This window comes from Nocardia sp. NPDC047038, assembly GCF_040644075.1.
Lineage (GTDB): Bacteria > Actinomycetota > Actinomycetes > Mycobacteriales > Mycobacteriaceae > Nocardia > Nocardia sichangensis.
This window is the reverse complement of record NZ_JBEYVQ010000001.1, coordinates 317,353-332,369: the sequence shown is the minus strand read 5'-3', so window position 1 is coordinate 332,369 and position 15,017 is coordinate 317,353. Positions and strand designations below refer to the sequence as shown.

Here is a 15,017-nt window from a genome sequence, read left to right as displayed (position 1 = left end):
GGAACCACTTCACCGCCGGACGACGCCCATGGCCGAACAGGTTTACCGGCGCCGCGATTCCGGCTGTCTCCACGCTGATTCGACGACGCTGACGTGAAAACGTCTGTGTTACCGAATGCCCGAGCATCAGGGGATTTTTCATGCCCAATGTAGCAATTGTCGGTATCGGCTGCCGTTTTCCGGGCGGCATCGACGGACCGGACACTTTCTGGGATCTCGTCGTGCACAAGGGCGACGGGATCGTGGAAGTACCGGCGGACCGCTGGAACCTCGCGAAGTTCTACGACCCGGACCCGGACGCCCCGGGGCGGATGTACACCAGGCATGGTGGATTCCTGACCCAGTCGCTGTGGGACTTCGACGCCGAGTTCTTCGGCATCTCCCAGCGTGAGGCGTCGATCATGGATCCGCAGCAGCGGCTGCTGCTCGAGGTCGCCTGGGAGGCGCTCGACGACGCGGGGATGGCGGGCCGGGTCGGCGGCCGCGAGGTCGGCGTGTTCGTCGGCGGCTTCATGAACGACAACGCGCTGGTGCGCAGCGGTTCGGTGGCCAGGGCCTCGATCAACAGCCACAGCCCGACCAGCTCGTCGCACACGCTCCTGTCGGCCCGCATCGCGTTCCTGCTGGATCTGCTCGGGCCCACCATGACCATCGACACCGCCTGCTCCTCCTCCTTGGTCGCGCTGCACCAGGCGGTGCTGGCGCTGGAGTCGGGCGAGTGCGAGACGGCGATCGTCGGCGGCGCCAACGCGATGCTGCGACCCGAGGCGTTCATCTCCATGTGCAAGGGCCGGTTCCTCGCGGTCGACGGCCGGTGCAAGTCCTTCGACGCGGCCGCCGACGGCTACGGGCGCGGTGAGGGCGCCGGCGCCGTGGTGCTGAAGACGCTCGACGCGGCGGTCCGCGACCGCGACCGGATCTACGCGGTGGTGCGCGGCAGCGGCGTGAACCAGGACGGCCGCACACTGGCCATCCCGGTGCCCAACCCGGCCGCGCAGGAGGCGCTGGCCCGGCGGGTGCACCGGCTGGCGGGCATCGACGCGCACGACGTCCGCTATGTGGAGGCGCACGGCACCGGCACGCCCGTCGGCGACCCGCTCGAATTGGCCGCCCTCGGCGCGGTGTACGGCGCGGTCGAGGGCCGCGACGAACCGCTGCCGGTCGGCTCGGTGAAGAACAACATCGGCCACACCGAGGCCGCCGCGGGCGTCGCGGGTCTCATCAAGGCCGCGCTGACGCTGCACCACGGCGTCATCGCACCGCAACTGCGGCTGGACAACCCGAACCCGGAGATCCGGTTCGACGAACTGCGGGTGCGCATTCCGCTGGAGACCGAACCGCTGCCCAACGACGACGGCCGGGCCGCGGTGGCGGTCAACAGCTTCGGCTACGGCGGCACCAACGCCCATGCGATCCTCACCCGTGCGCCGGAAGCGCCCGCGCAGGAGCGGACGCGCGGGCCGATCACGGTGCTGCCGCTTTCGGCCCGCAACGAGACCGCGTTGCGCACGATGGCCACCCAGGTGCACGACCTGACCGAGACCATCCCCGCGGACGCGGTGACCGAGGCGGCGTGGACGCAGCGGGCGCACCATCCGATCCGCGCGGCGTTCGCCTACCGCGACACCGACGATCTCCGCGCGCAGCTGGCCGATTTCGCCGCGGGCGCGAGCAAGTCACCCGCCCGCGCGCTCACCGACGGCTCCACCCGGCCGGTGTTCGTCTTCAGCGGCATGGGCCCGCAGTGGTGGGGCATGGCCCGTGGCCTGCTCGAGGCCGACGGGCATTTCGCCGCCGCCGCGCGATCGATCGACGAATCCTTCCAGGACATCGCGGGCTGGTCGATCGTCGAGGAACTGCTGCGCCCCGAGGCGGAGTCGCAGATCACCAGAACCGCGTACGCGCAGCCGGCGAACTTCCTGGTCCAGGCCGCCCTCCTGGCCGAATTCGCCGAACTCGGCATCCACCCCGCCGCGGTGGTCGGCCACAGCGTCGGCGAAGTGGCCTCGGCCTACGCCTCGGGCTCGCTGTCGCTGCACGACGCGCTGCTGGTGAGCTATCACCGCGCCCGGTTGCAGGCCACCACCGCGGGCACCGGCGGCATGCTCGCCGTCGGCCTGTCGGAAGACCAACTGCGCGAGCGTCTCGCGGGCGTGGCGGGCGTCTGCGTCGCGGCGATCAACAGCCACTCCGCGGCGACGCTGTCCGGCGACTCGGCCGAATTGGACCGTATTCGGGAGGAACTCACCGCCGAAGGCGTCTTCGCCAGGGCGCTGCGCGTCGAGGTGCCCTACCACAGCCACCTGATGGACCCCATCCTCGGCGAACTCACCACCGTGCTCGCCGGACTCGCGCCGCGACCCGCGCGGGTGCCGATCTGGTCCACCGTCACCGGCGGGGAACTGTCCGGCCCCGACTGGGACGCCGAGTACTGGTGCCGCAACGTGCGCGAGCCGGTGCGGTTCGGCGCGGCCGTGGACAGCCTGCTCGACGCAGGCCACCGGGTCTTCCTCGAGGTGGGACCGCACCCGGTGCTCAGCGGCAACATCAAGGAGGCGTTGGTGCGCCGCGGCCTGGACGGCGCGGCGATCAGCACCCTGTCCCGCAACGCCGACGACCGCGACAACCTGCTGCGCGCGGTCGGCGAGCTGTACCAGACGGGCGGCTTGGACACGGCGCACGCGCCGGGCACGACGGAAACGCCTGTGGCGCATCTGGATCTGCCTCGCTACCCGTGGCAGCGCCGCACGCTGTGGACCGAGGACCCGGCGATCGAGGCGGACCGCGTCGGCGCGGTCGACGGCTACGTCATGCTCGGCCAGCGCACCGCGGCGTCCGCGCCGGAGTGGGAAGTCGAGTTGTCGGTGGCCGCGCTGCCGTGGCTGCCCGATCACGTGGTGGACGGTTCCGTCGTGCTGCCGGGCGCGGCCTATCTGGACGCCGCGCTCAGCGCGGTCGCGGTGCGGACCGGTCGCGCCTGCTTCGGGCTGGAGTCGGTCCAGTTCGTCGCGCCGCTGGTGATCGGCCGGCACGACGTGCCGGTATTGCGTCTCACCGTCGAGGAGACCACCCACAGGTTCACCCTGCGTTCGCGCGCCGCCACCGCGACCACCTGGACCGTCAACGCGTACGGCAGGCTGATCGAGGCGGACGTCGACGCGCGCTCCGTCGACCTCACCCCGGCGGCCGACGCGGTGGAGGTGTCCGCGGCGACGCTCTACGACGGCCTGGCCGCGCACGGCCTCGCCTACGGACCGAGCTTCCGGCTGATCACCGCCGCCAGCGTGGGTTCCGACTCCGTGCTGGCCCGGCTGGATCTCACGCCGCTGGCCGGGAGCGCGCCGAGCCTGCCGCATCTGGCCCATCCCGCGGCGGTCGACGCCGCGCTGCAATGTTTCGCGGCGCTGTACGCGCAGACCGCGCACGGCGCGAGCGTGGTGGTGCCGTCCTCGGTCGCCGGGGTCCGCTGGACCGGCCCGCTGCCCGAGCAGGCCGTCGTGCTCGTCCGCCGCGTCGACGGCGACCCGCTGTGCGCGGACATCACCGTCGCTTCGCCGGAAGGTGCCGTGGCACTGCATCTTTCGGGTGTACGATTTGCCGCCCTCGGGGGCGATCCGGATCTGCACGAGCAGCTCGACGGGCTGTTCTACGAGCCGGTGTGGTCCATCGTCGACGACACCGCGACCGCCGACGAACCCGCGGACGGGGAGGAGTTCCTGCTCGTGGTCAGCCTGGGCAGCACCGTCTCCCAGCGCGCGAAGGAGATCGCCAGCGCGCGAGCGTCGGCGGAGATCCTGACCCTGGAACCGGAGGAGGCCGACGCCTCCGATCGTGTCCTCGCCGCCCTGCGCGCCGCGCAGGAGCGGCCCGGCGTGACGCGCGGTCGCCTCGTCGTGGTGTCCGGTGCCGAACTGGACGCGGTGCCCAACGCCTACGGGCTCGCCCAGGTCGCCAAAGCGGTCGGCGAACTGGTGGTCGGCGAGGAGGACGACGACGCCCCGGCGACCGAGGTGCGCGCGGTGGTGGTCACCGAGCAGGCGTTCTGCCTGCCGGTCGACGCCTTCGCCCATCCCGCGCAGGCCGCGCTCACCGGCGCCCGGCGTACGCTGCGCAACGAGCAGCCCGCGGTGCAGTGGCGACTGGTCGACACCGAATCCAATACGCGCGCCGCGGACATCCTGGAGCAGGTGTTCGGCGACGGACGAGCCGACGAGGTCGCCTTGCGGGCGGGCGCGTGCTGGGCGCTGCATCTGCGCAAGTCCCTGCGCGACCATCTGGCGGTCTGGGACGAGGCCGCGCCGCTGACCGACCCGGAAAGCTCCTTCCGCTTGGAGATTCCGCGCTCCCGATTGCTGTCGGACCTGGCGTGGCGCGCGGTCGATCGCGTGCCGCCGGGGCCCGGCGAGGTCGAGATCCGGATGGACGCGGTGGGCCTGAACTACAAGGACGCGCTCAAGGTGCTCGGTGTGCTCACCGAAAAGGAGCTGGCCGGCACGTATTTCGGCACCGACCTGGGTATGGACGGTTTCGGCGTGGTCGAGCGCGTCGGCCCGGGAGTGACCGAGGTCGCCGTCGGGGACGAGATGTCGGTGTGTGCCAGGGACCTGGTTCGCAGGTACGTCACCCTCCGGCCCGACGAGGGCGCCACGATGCCACTCGACTACCCGGACACCGAGCTCGACCCGTGCCACTCCAGCTCGGTACTGCCCTTCCTCACCGCCGAATTCGCCTTCGGCGAGCTCGCGCACCTGCGACCGGGTGAGACGGTGCTGATCCACGGCGCGGCGGGCGGCATGGGCATGGCCGCGGTCCAAGTGGCGGTGCGCCTCGGTGCGCGGGTGATCGCGACGGCGGGCTCGGACGAGCGCCGAGCGGTGGCCGCGGCAGCGGGGGCGCACGAGGTGGTCAACTCGCGTTCGATCAGCTTCGTCGACGACGTGCTCGGCCTGACCGCGGGACGTGGCGTCGACGTGGTCTACAACTCCTCCCCCGGCGAGATCCTTCAGCAGAACCTGCGGGCGGCCGCCGAGTTCGGGCGGATCATCGAGATCGGCAAGGCCGACATCTACGGCGGCGGCGCGATCGACCTGCGCCCCTTCGACCGGAACCTGTCGTTCTTCGCCGTGGACATGGACCGCGCCCTGGCCGTGCGCCCCGAGCTGGTCCGCCGCGCGGCGCGCCGGGCGATGGACGCGCTGAACGACGGCACCTACGAGTACCTGCCGTACACCGCGTTCCCGCTCACGTCGACCGCCGAGGCGTTCGAGACCGTGGTGCGGTCCAAGCAGATCGGCCGGGTCGTGCTCGATCTGCGGGAGCCGGAACCGACCGTGCTGGCCAAGCGGCCGAGTCTGCCGATCGACCCCGCGGCCAGCTACCTGGTGACCGGCGGCTTCGGCGCGTTCGGCCTGGCCACCGCGCGCTGGCTGGTGCGGATCGGCGCGCGGCGCGTGGTGCTGGCCGGACGCAGCGGCGCGACCGGTGACGCGGCCCGCGCCGCGGTCGCCGAGCTCACCGCCACGGGCGTGGAGGTCGTCGAGGAGCGTCTCGACATGGCCGACTACGACGCCGTCGCCGCGCTGGTCGAACGCATTCAGGCCAGCGGACATCCGCTGCGCGGGGTGTTCCACGCGGCCGGCGTGGTGAACAACCTCGAGGTCCCGCAGATCACCGCCGAGTCGCTGGCGGAGATCTTCGGGCCCAAGGTCGCCGGTGCGGTCAACCTGGACACCGCCGTCACCGCCGCCGATATCGACCTCGACATGTTCGTGCTGTTCTCCTCGGCGAGCAGCATCGTCGGCATCTCGCCCCAATTCGGCTACGCGGCCGCGAATTCCGTGTTGGACATGATCGCGTCCGCCCGCCGGGCCCGCGGCGCCGCCGCACTCGCGGTGAACTGGGGCTTCATGAGCGGTGGCGGCGGCATGGCCGATTACGAGGCGGTCAGCCGATATGCGGAGATGACCGGTTACCGCTCGGTGGACATGGACGTGGCCACCGATCTGCTGGGCGAGTGCCTGCGGCTGAACCTGCCGCAGATCGTGCTGTTCGACGTGGACTGGAGCCAGTGGGCGCTGGCGCATCGCCCGTCCACCCGCACACCGCGTTTCGCCGACCAGGTGGCGGCCGCGGGCGGCGGGGCGTCGGGCGCGGGCGCGCTGCGGGCGGAGATCCTCCAACTGGGGGTGGAGCAGCGCGGCGAGGTGGTGGCCTACCTGCTCGCCGAGCAGCTGGCCGCGGTGCTCGGCGTCGACGCCGAGACGATCGATCTGAACACCCCGCTGCCCGAGCTCGGCATGGATTCGCTGATGGGCATGGAGTTCGGCGCCCGCGTGGTGCAAGTGCTCGGCACCCAGCTGTCGGTGCTCGCCGTGATCGGACTGACGTTGCGCGGGCTCGGCGCGCGAATTGCCGAGCAGATTGTCCAGGAAGAAGAGCGCGCGGCGAGGAGCGAGGACGAATGACCGGCAACAACAGGGAACTGGCCCGCGCACTGCTGGCCAGGCACGCCAACGGCGAGAACACCGCCCCGGCGACCGGCAACGGCGCGCGTGCCGCGGACGGCCCCGCCGTCCCTACCGCGGCGACCGGCAACAGCGCGTCGCGCGGAGTCGCGCACACGTCGTTCCGTGACCACCCCGGCGTGCTCGAGGCCGCGCAGCGGTTCGGGCGGTTCGACGCCTGGGTCAACGAGGTCGGTCTGGTCAACCCGTACTACCTGCCGCACGAGGGCATCAGCGGCGCGGTGACCCGGATGGCCGATCGGGACGTGGTGAACTTCAGCAGCTTCGGCTACCTGGACCTGGCCGCCGACCCCCGGGTACGACAGGCCGCCAAGGACGCGATCGATCAGTACGGCACCTCCGCCGCCGCGGTCCGGATCGTGGCGGGCGAGCTGCCGATCTATCGCGAACTGGAAGCCGAGATCGCGCGCATCTACGACACCGAGGCGGCGCTGGTGACCGCGAGCGGCTACCTCACCAACGCCGCCGCGGTCGGATTCCTGCTCGGCAAGCGCGATCTCGCGGTCTGTGACGCGCTGATCCACCACAGCGTGGTCTCCGGCACGGAGTGGTCGCGCTGCAAGCGAGTTTCCTTCCGGCACAACGATCCGGAGTCGCTCGAGACGATCCTCAAGATGTCGCGGCGCAGCTTCGACCGGGCCATGGTGATCATCGAGGGCCTCTACAGCATGGACGGCGACGTGGTGCGGTTGCCCGAGATCATCGAGGTGGCCAGGCGCTACGACTGCTCGATCATGATCGACGAGGCGCATTCGTTCGGCACCCTCGGCGCCACCGGGCACGGTGTGCGCGAGCTGTTCGACCTGCCCGGCGACGCCGTGGACGTCTGGATGGGCACCCTGTCCAAAGCGCTCGGCAGCGTCGGCGGCTACCTCGCGGGCAACCGGGAACTGATCGACGGATTCAAGTACGTCGCGGGCGGTTTGAGCATGTACACCGCCGCCCCGGCCCCGTCGGCGATCGGCGCCGCCCTGGCCGGGCTCGGGGTCCTGCGCGACGAGCCGGAACGCGTGACGCGGCTGCGGCACAACAGCGAGTACTTCCACCGCCGCGCCAAGGACTACGGCTTCGACATCGGCACGTCGGAGGATTCGCCGATCATCCCCGTGATGACCGGCGCCGACGAACCGGCCGTGCTGGCGGCATTGGCCATGCTGCAACGCGACTTCAGCGTGAACGCCATCACCCACCCGGTCGTCCCGGCGGGAGAGGCCAGGCTGCGGTTCTTCATCAACTGCAGGCACACCGAGCAGCAAATGGACCAGGCGCTGGCCACGCTGCGCGAGGTGCTCGACGGACTCGCGGACACCGCGGGACAGCAATTCACACTCGCCCATGAGGAGCAGCACTCGTGAAAATTCCCATCAATCGATCCCTCCTCCGAAAGGCGGTGGTGCCCGGGGTGGCGCTGCTGCTGATGGGCTCGCTGTTCATTCCCGCACGGTCGGCGCTGCTGCCCACCTACGACGAGGCGGGCGGCCCCATCGCGAGCAAGTTCGACTTCACCGCGATGCCGATCGCGCTGCCAAAGGGCCTGCCGACCGACCGCAAGATCCGCGAGCTGCGCGAGCCGTACAAGCACCTGTCGGCCTGGATCTCCTCGGTCGGCGCGGCCATCGCGATGAACGACTTCGACGGCAACCGGCTTGCCGACGACCTCTGCGTGGTCGACCCCCGCTCGGACACGGCCTTCATCACACCGACGCCGGACAGCAACACCGCCCGGTACGAGCCCTTCGTGCTCGATCCGCGGCCACTGCCCGCCGACTCCTCCACGGTTCCGTCCGGCTGCATCCCGGGCGACTTCAACGGTGACGGCCGCATGGACGCACTGGTGTCGTACTACGGCCGCACGCCGATCCTGTACCTGCAGCGCGCCAACGCGACCCACCTGGACGCCAAGGCGTTCCGCCCGGTCGACATCGTGCCGTCCCCGAACACCCCGGACGGGCACTACGAGGGCCAGCGCTGGATCACCGCGGCGGTCTCGGTGTCCGACTTCGACGGTGACGGCAAGCCGGACATCTACCTGGGCCAGTACTTCAACGACATGGACGTGCTCTCCAAGGACGGCCAGCTCGCGCTGTGGATGACCGACTCGCTGTCCAACGCGCGCAACGGCGGCAAGGATCGCATCTTCACCCTCGCCTCCGCCAAATCGGGTGACGAGCCGACCGCCGAGTACCGCGAGGTGGCCAACCCGTTCCCGATCGGCATGGACACCGGATGGGCGCTGGCCGCCGCCGCGGCCGACCTGAACGGCGATCAGCTTCCCGAGCTGTACGTGGCCAACGACTTCGGGCGCGACCGCCTGTTCGTCAACAAGTCCACACCGGGCCAGATCCGCTTCGGCTACGCCGAGGGCGAACGCGGCATCACCGAGCCGAAGTCCTATGTGATGGGCCATGATTCGGACAAGGGCATGGCGGCCGACTTCGGCGACCTGAACGGCGACGGCATGCCCGACCTGTTCGTCAGCAACATCGCCGTGCGCTTCGCGCTCATGGAAGGCCACTTCGCGTTCTACAACACGGCCAAAGACACCGCCGACGCGGCACGTCAACTGGCCGAGGGCATCGCGCCGTTCAAGAACCGCGCCACGGACGTCGGGCTGGCCTGGGAGACCTGGGGCTGGGACGCCAAGATCGATGACTTCGACAACGACGGCCGCAACGAACTGATCCAGGCGACCGGCATGATCAAGGGTGAGACCAACCGGTGGCCGCAGATCCAGGAACTCGGCACCATGAACGACGACCTGACCAGGTACCCCTGGGCCTGGCCGATCATCAGCTCGGACGCCGATCTGGCGGGCAGCAATCCGGTCGGCTTCTTCAGCCGCGGTGACGACGGCAAGTTCGCCAACCTCACCCACGCGCTCGGCATGGACACCCCGGTGCCCTCGCGCGGCATCGCGGTCGGCGACACATCCGGCAACGGCGCGCTCAGCTTCGCCGTCGCCCGCCAGTGGGGCGACCCGACCTTCTACCACAACAACAAGGCGAAGGGCGGCCAGTTCCTCGGCCTGAAGCTGTTCAAGCAGGCTTGGGAGGGCAACGCGGCCACGACCACCGTCGCCGGTCTGCCCCCGCAGGGCGTTCCGGCGGTGGACGCCCAGGTCGAGGTCCGCACCCCGGACGGCCGGTTGCTCACCAGCCACCTCGACGGCGGCAGCGGGCACACCGGCAAGCGGGCCACCGAGGTGCACATCGGCCTCGGCGAGGTCGATCCGGCCGCCCCGTTGAACGTCACGCTCCGCTGGCGGGAGACCAACGGCACCCCGCACGATCAATCCCTCCAGCTCGCGCCGGGCTGGCACACCGTGAACCTCGCCTCGGACGCGCAGGAGGTCAAGCAGCGATGAGCGACAACGACAACAAGGATCCGGGCGAGGCGAAAGCCGCCTCGAACGGTCATCACGAAACATCGGCGGCCAACGGCAACGGCGCGGCCAACGGCAACGGCGCCGCTCCCGAAAGCAACGGCACGGCCGCACCGACGACCACCGCCGAACGCATCTCGTCGATGCAGCGCTCGGGCACCGAATTCGCCAAGGAATGGATGGAAAAGCCCGCGGCGACGAAGGATCCGCGCTACCTGGCGCTGCGCAACTTCGCCATCTCGATCACGATCTTCAACCTGATCGGGTTCCCGCTGCTCGGCTTCGAGCAGCCGTTCCTCTGGCCGTTCATCGCACTGGCCACCGCCTACACCACCGAAATCGGGCTGGAGGTCCTGGCGGCCTGGGCGTACAAGCGTGCGCCCGCCTTCCGCGGCCGCGGACCGCGTGGGTTGTTCGAATTCCTGTTGCCCGCGCACATCACCGGCTTGGCGTTCAACTTCCTGACCTTCGCGCACGACAAGCTGTGGCCGGTGATCTTCGGCATCGTGGTCGCGGTCGGCACGAAGTGGGTGCTGCGCGCCAAGATCAACGGCAAGATGCGCCACTTCATGAACCCGTCGAACTTCGGTGTCGTGGTGTGCTTCCTGGTGTTCCCGATGATCGCGGTCGCACCGCCGTACCACTTCACCGAATACATCACCGGACCGGCGGACGCGCTCATCGTGCTCGGCCTGCTCACGACCGGCACCATGCTCAACGCCAAGCTGACGCTGAAGATGCCGCTGATCATGGCGTGGGTCGGCGCGTTCGCGCTGCAGGCCATCGTGCGCGGGCTCATCGAACCGAACATCTCGATCCTGGCCGGCCTGAGCATGATGACCGGTCTGGCGTTCGTCCTGTTCACCAACTACATGGTCACCGACCCTGGCACCACCCCGTCGGGCAAGAAGCAGCAGATCATGTTCGGCGCCTCGGTCGGCATCATGTACGGCGTGGTCACCGCGCTGCACATCTCCTACGGGTTGTTCATCGCGCTGGTCATCGTCTGCGGCGCGCGCGGCGTCTACTGGTGGGTGCGCGGCATCGCCGAATGGTGGCGGCAACGGGGCGCCGCGCCGGAAGCGGCGGAGCAGCCCGTGGTGGCCGACGACCTGGAGGCCGACATCGCGGGTGAGCCCGAACCGGAGAAGGAGGCCGCCCGCTCATGACCGACCGCGCCGAGCTGCGCCGCGTGCTCGGCGCGTTCACCACCGGTGTCACCGTGGTCACCACCGGGTGGCCACGGCCGCACGGCATGACCGCCAACGCGTTCACGTCCGTCTCGCTGGATCCCCCGCTGATCCTGGTGTGCGTCGCCCATACGGCGCGCCTGCACCGGGCGATCCACGAGGCGGGCGCGTTCGCCGTTTCGGTGCTTTCGGCGGACCAGGAGCCGGTGGCCCGGTATTTCGCCGACTCGGCGCGCCCCGACGGCAGCGCGCAATTCGACCAGGTCGAGTGGTTCCCCGGACCGCACACCGCGGCGCCGATGCTGGCGCACGCGGCCGCGGGCTTGGAGTGCAAGCTCGACGCCGTATTCGACAGCGGCGACCACAGCATCGTCGTCGGCGAGGTCGTACACGCCGAACGCGACGCCGAACTGGCCGCCACGGGAACGCTGACCTTCTTCGACGGCGGCTTCCGTCGCTTGATCCTGTGACGATCCCCCACTCCTCCGACGATTGGAGAACCCCATGCCCTCGCCGTTGGGTCCGCTGCGCGCGGCCCTGTTCGTCCCCAGTCCGGCCAGTGTCCGCCAGGTGCTCAGCGGGTTCGAGCAGCCCGACCAGCACACCGCGCTCGAACTCGAGCAGGTGACGATGCATTTGGTCGGCGGCATCGACTCCGCGGTCCGCAGCTCCGACAACGACGAGCTGATCGCCACCCTGTTGCGGGTGCCGCCGAAGTACCGCGGGTTCGCCTACGAGGGCGCGGCAGTCGGCCTCACCGCTGTCGACTCGCTCTCGCCCGGCCGGCGCGCCGCCGACCTGATCGACGGCCCGGCCAGCGAATACGCGCTGACCATGTACGTCGGCGTCGGCCTCGCCATGGCGAAGATCCCGAAGTTCCGGTGGAAGAAGCTGTTCCCGCAGCACCCGCTGTTCCGCTGGCTCGCCATCGACGGTTACGGCTTCTACAAGGCGTTCTTCCAGATGCAGCGCTACGTGCGGGACAAGCACGTCGAGACCCGCTACCCCGGCTGGCTCGGCGACCGCGACAACCTGAAGCGCATCGCGGACCAGGGCATGGGCCGCGCGCTGTGGTTCATCGGCGGCGGCAGCCCGGCCGGTGTCGTGCGGCTGATCGGCGAGTTCGAGCCGAAACGGCACGCCGATCTGTGGAGCGGCGTCGGCATCGCCGTCACCTTCGCGGGCGGCGTGGAATCGGCTGCGATGGAGGAACTCTGGGACGTGGCCGGCGAGTTCCGGCCGCAGCTGTCGCTGGGCTCGGCCATGGTCGCCCGCATCCGGCAGCAGACCAACAGCGTCAACGAGCACAGCGAAGCGGCGGCGCAGGTCTTCTGCGGGACCACCGTGGCGAAGACCGACGCGCTGATCGAGAGTTCGCTCGATGATCTGCCCGACGACGGCAGCTCCGCCACCTATCTGCTGTGGCGGGACCGGATCGCCGACATCGTCACCGCCAGTCGAGCCTGAGTCGCCGCGATGGCACGGGTCAAGGATTGGGTCGGCAAGCACGTCATCGTCACCGGAGGATCGGAAGGGATCGGCGCCGCGGTGGCGGAGGCCTTCGCGGGGCGTGGGGCGCAGGTCTCGCTCATCGCGCGGCGGAAGCTTCCGCTGCGCGACACCGCGAAACGACTGGGCGCGGACTGGGCCGCCGCGGACGTCACGAGCGCGGACCAACTCGCCTCGGCCATCACGGAACTGGAGCAGCGCAACGGACCGTGCGAGGTCATCGCCTGCTGCGCCGGCCTCGCGCTGCCCGGGCGGTTCCTCGAAGTGCGGCCCGACGAGTTCGAGGCGCAGATGTCGGCGAACTATCTCGGTGCGGTGCACGCGGTGCGGCGGGTGCTGCCCGGCATGGTGGAGCGGTCCAGGGGAAAGATCCTGTTGGTCAGCTCCACGTCGGCGTTTCTCGGCATCACCGGGTATACCGCCTACGGACCGACCAAGGCGAGCATCCGGCAGCTGGCGTTGTGCCTGCGCTACGAAGTGGAGCCGAAAGGTGTGGACGTCACGGTGATCTATCCGGCCGACACCGACACACCGGGGCTGGCCATGGAGAACACCCGTAAGCCGGTCGAGACCAAGGCGATCACCGGGTCGATCGAGCCGATGCCTGCCGAGCGCGTCGCCGAGGCCGCCGTGCGCGGCCTGGAACGCGGCCGCCACCACATCGCGCTCGACCCGCTCACGCGATTCTTCCTGGCCTGGGCGAACCTGCCCGAGGACATGGCGCGGCCGTTCATGCGCCGCACCATAGCCAAGGCATTGCGGGGCAGCTGAACGCCGACCCGGCAAAGGCCCGCTCACCCATCGATTGCGATGCGTGAGCGGGCCTTTCGCCGTTCTCAGCCGATGATGATGACCACGCAGGCCGCGATGAACAGGACCTGAACCAGCGCCCGCAGCGGCAGCGGCATGGTCTTGATGCCCAGTTCGGCGCGGGCGGCGCGGACGTTCGCCGGGAACAGCGCCACCAGCAGCGCGATCAGGCAGGCCGCGGCCAGGTCGGCGGTCGCGGGAATGAGGACGCCGACCGCACCCGCCAGTTCCAGCACACCGGTCAACGTCACCAGCGCCGGGGCGTTCGGCAGCCGGGGCGGCACCATGGCGACCAGAGCGTCGCGGCGCGGCTGGAGGAAGTGCGCGCTCGACGTGAGCGCGAGCATCGCGGCCAGCCCGAGCGCGGTCGCGTGCGCCCACGAATCGAGCCAGCCGTTGCCGGTGAGCCAGCCGATGAGCCGGGCGAGTGCGGTGACGGCGACGAGGACGACCAGCGGTGCCATCGGGATCTCCTGTGGATCGAAGAGAAAATCTTGACAGTGGAAAGATACGGCTGCGGTCATGAACTTGTCAATGTCTAGATGATGGGTCACCATCGAGGTATGGCGAAGGACGGTTATCACCACGGAGATCTCCGCGCGGCACTGCTCACCGCCGCCGCCGAGCGGATCGCCGCCGACGGCGTCGACGCGCTCTCCCTGCGCAACCTGGCCCGGCACGCGGGCGTCTCGCACGCCGCGCCCGCCCACCACTTCGGTGATCGAGCAGGACTGCTCACCGCGTTGGCCACCGAGGGATTCGAACTGCTGGCCGAACAGCTCGCGCAGGCCGGTTCGGACTTTCGCGAGGTCGCGGTGGCCTACATTCGCTTCGCGCGCGAGCATCCGGGACACTTCGACGTAATGTTCCGGCACAGCCTTCTCCACGCGGAGAACGAGACTCTGCGCGCCGCGCGAGAACGATCCGGGTCGGCGCTGCGCTCCGGCGTTTCGAGCATCCAGCCGAGCCACAGTCAGGACCGTCAGTTGTCGACCCGACTCGCCGCATGGTCGCTGGTGCACGGCTTCGCTTCGCTGTGGCGCGAAGGCGCACTGCATAATTCAGCACTGGCCACCGACTCCGATCCGGAGATCCTGGCCCGCAAGATGCTGTCCACCATCCATTTCGACTGACCGCAAACCGGCTTGCGCCGAGCCGCCATCGTGCTATCCAGAGACCCGGAAGGAGCAGGCGGCCACACCCCCGCTGCCATCGACACATGGACATCCACGCCTACCCCACCGACGCGACCACACCGGTGGACCCGACCGAGGCACACCGGATCGCCGAGCGGCTTCTCACCAACGGCGATTACGCCGATCGCGGCATCAGCTATCAGCTAGCGGAGTTCGACACCTGCTTCGTCGCCGTCGCCACCTTCCCCCGCTCGCCGCACGCCGACCCGGACAGTCCGCCGGTGATCGTCGGCGGCTCCGTCTGCGTCATCGACAAGCCCACCGGCGCGGTCTCCTATTGGCCGACCTACCCGGCCGACCTGGTCGCCGACCAGTACGCGACCGCGCTGCGCGACGGGACGCTGGTCATCGAGGACGACTGGCCGGAGGACGACGAGTCACCCTCCTCGGCGTGACCGAGTCCCAC

10 protein-coding genes are annotated in these 15,017 nt (G+C 69.8%); 9 read left to right on the top strand and 1 reads right to left on the bottom strand.

The window, feature by feature from the left end; genetic code table 11:
• Nucleotides 1-140 precede the first annotated feature (140 nt).
• From ABZ824_RS01640 to ABZ824_RS01610, 7 genes are read left to right on the top strand one after another with little or no spacing between them, the layout of a single operon-like run.
• A complete protein-coding gene (locus ABZ824_RS01640) occupies nt 141-6,464 on the top strand; it encodes an SDR family NAD(P)-dependent oxidoreductase (RefSeq protein ID WP_356961062.1) in 6,324 nt (2,107 codons plus the stop codon).
• On the top strand, nt 6,461-7,879 hold the full coding sequence (locus ABZ824_RS01635; RefSeq protein WP_356961061.1) for an aminotransferase class I/II-fold pyridoxal phosphate-dependent enzyme: 1,419 nt from the start codon (nt 6,461-6,463) through the stop codon (nt 7,877-7,879). Before ABZ824_RS01640 ends, ABZ824_RS01635 begins: the two co-directional genes overlap by 4 nt.
• Nucleotides 7,876-9,888, top strand: a complete 2,013-nt coding sequence (locus ABZ824_RS01630; RefSeq protein WP_356961060.1) for a CRTAC1 family protein — start codon at nt 7,876-7,878, stop codon at nt 9,886-9,888. The genes ABZ824_RS01635 and ABZ824_RS01630 overlap by 4 nt, the downstream gene beginning before the upstream one ends.
• Entirely contained in the window at nt 9,885-11,075 is a 1,191-nt protein-coding gene (locus ABZ824_RS01625; protein ID WP_355077732.1) for an enediyne biosynthesis protein, read from the top strand. The genes ABZ824_RS01630 and ABZ824_RS01625 overlap by 4 nt, the downstream gene beginning before the upstream one ends.
• A complete protein-coding gene (locus ABZ824_RS01620) occupies nt 11,072-11,566 on the top strand; it encodes a flavin reductase family protein (RefSeq protein WP_355077734.1) in 495 nt (164 codons plus the stop codon). The genes ABZ824_RS01625 and ABZ824_RS01620 overlap by 4 nt, the downstream gene beginning before the upstream one ends.
• 34 nt (nt 11,567-11,600) lie before the next feature.
• Nucleotides 11,601-12,563 (top strand): DUF1702 family protein, encoded by a 963-nt coding sequence (locus tag ABZ824_RS01615; RefSeq protein WP_356961059.1) that lies wholly within the window; start codon nt 11,601-11,603, stop codon nt 12,561-12,563.
• 9 nt (nt 12,564-12,572) lie between these two features.
• Nucleotides 12,573-13,376 (top strand): SDR family oxidoreductase, encoded by an 804-nt coding sequence (locus ABZ824_RS01610; RefSeq protein ID WP_356961057.1) that lies wholly within the window; start codon nt 12,573-12,575, stop codon nt 13,374-13,376.
• Between the two features lie 65 nt (nt 13,377-13,441).
• Here the strand turns inward: ABZ824_RS01610 and ABZ824_RS01605 are convergent, their stop codons facing one another.
• A complete protein-coding gene (locus ABZ824_RS01605; protein ID WP_356961055.1) occupies nt 13,442-13,879 on the bottom strand; it encodes a hypothetical protein in 438 nt (145 codons plus the stop codon).
• Between the two features lie 99 nt (nt 13,880-13,978).
• On the opposite strand from ABZ824_RS01605, the gene ABZ824_RS01600 reads away from it, so the two are divergent.
• On the top strand, nt 13,979-14,548 hold the full coding sequence (locus ABZ824_RS01600) for a WHG domain-containing protein (protein ID WP_355077742.1): 570 nt from the start codon (nt 13,979-13,981) through the stop codon (nt 14,546-14,548).
• A gap of 86 nt (nt 14,549-14,634) precedes the next feature.
• Complete coding sequence (locus tag ABZ824_RS01595) at nt 14,635-15,006, top strand: hypothetical protein (RefSeq protein ID WP_356961053.1); 372 nt, start codon at nt 14,635-14,637, stop codon at nt 15,004-15,006.
• Nucleotides 15,007-15,017: the final 11 nt, after the last annotated feature.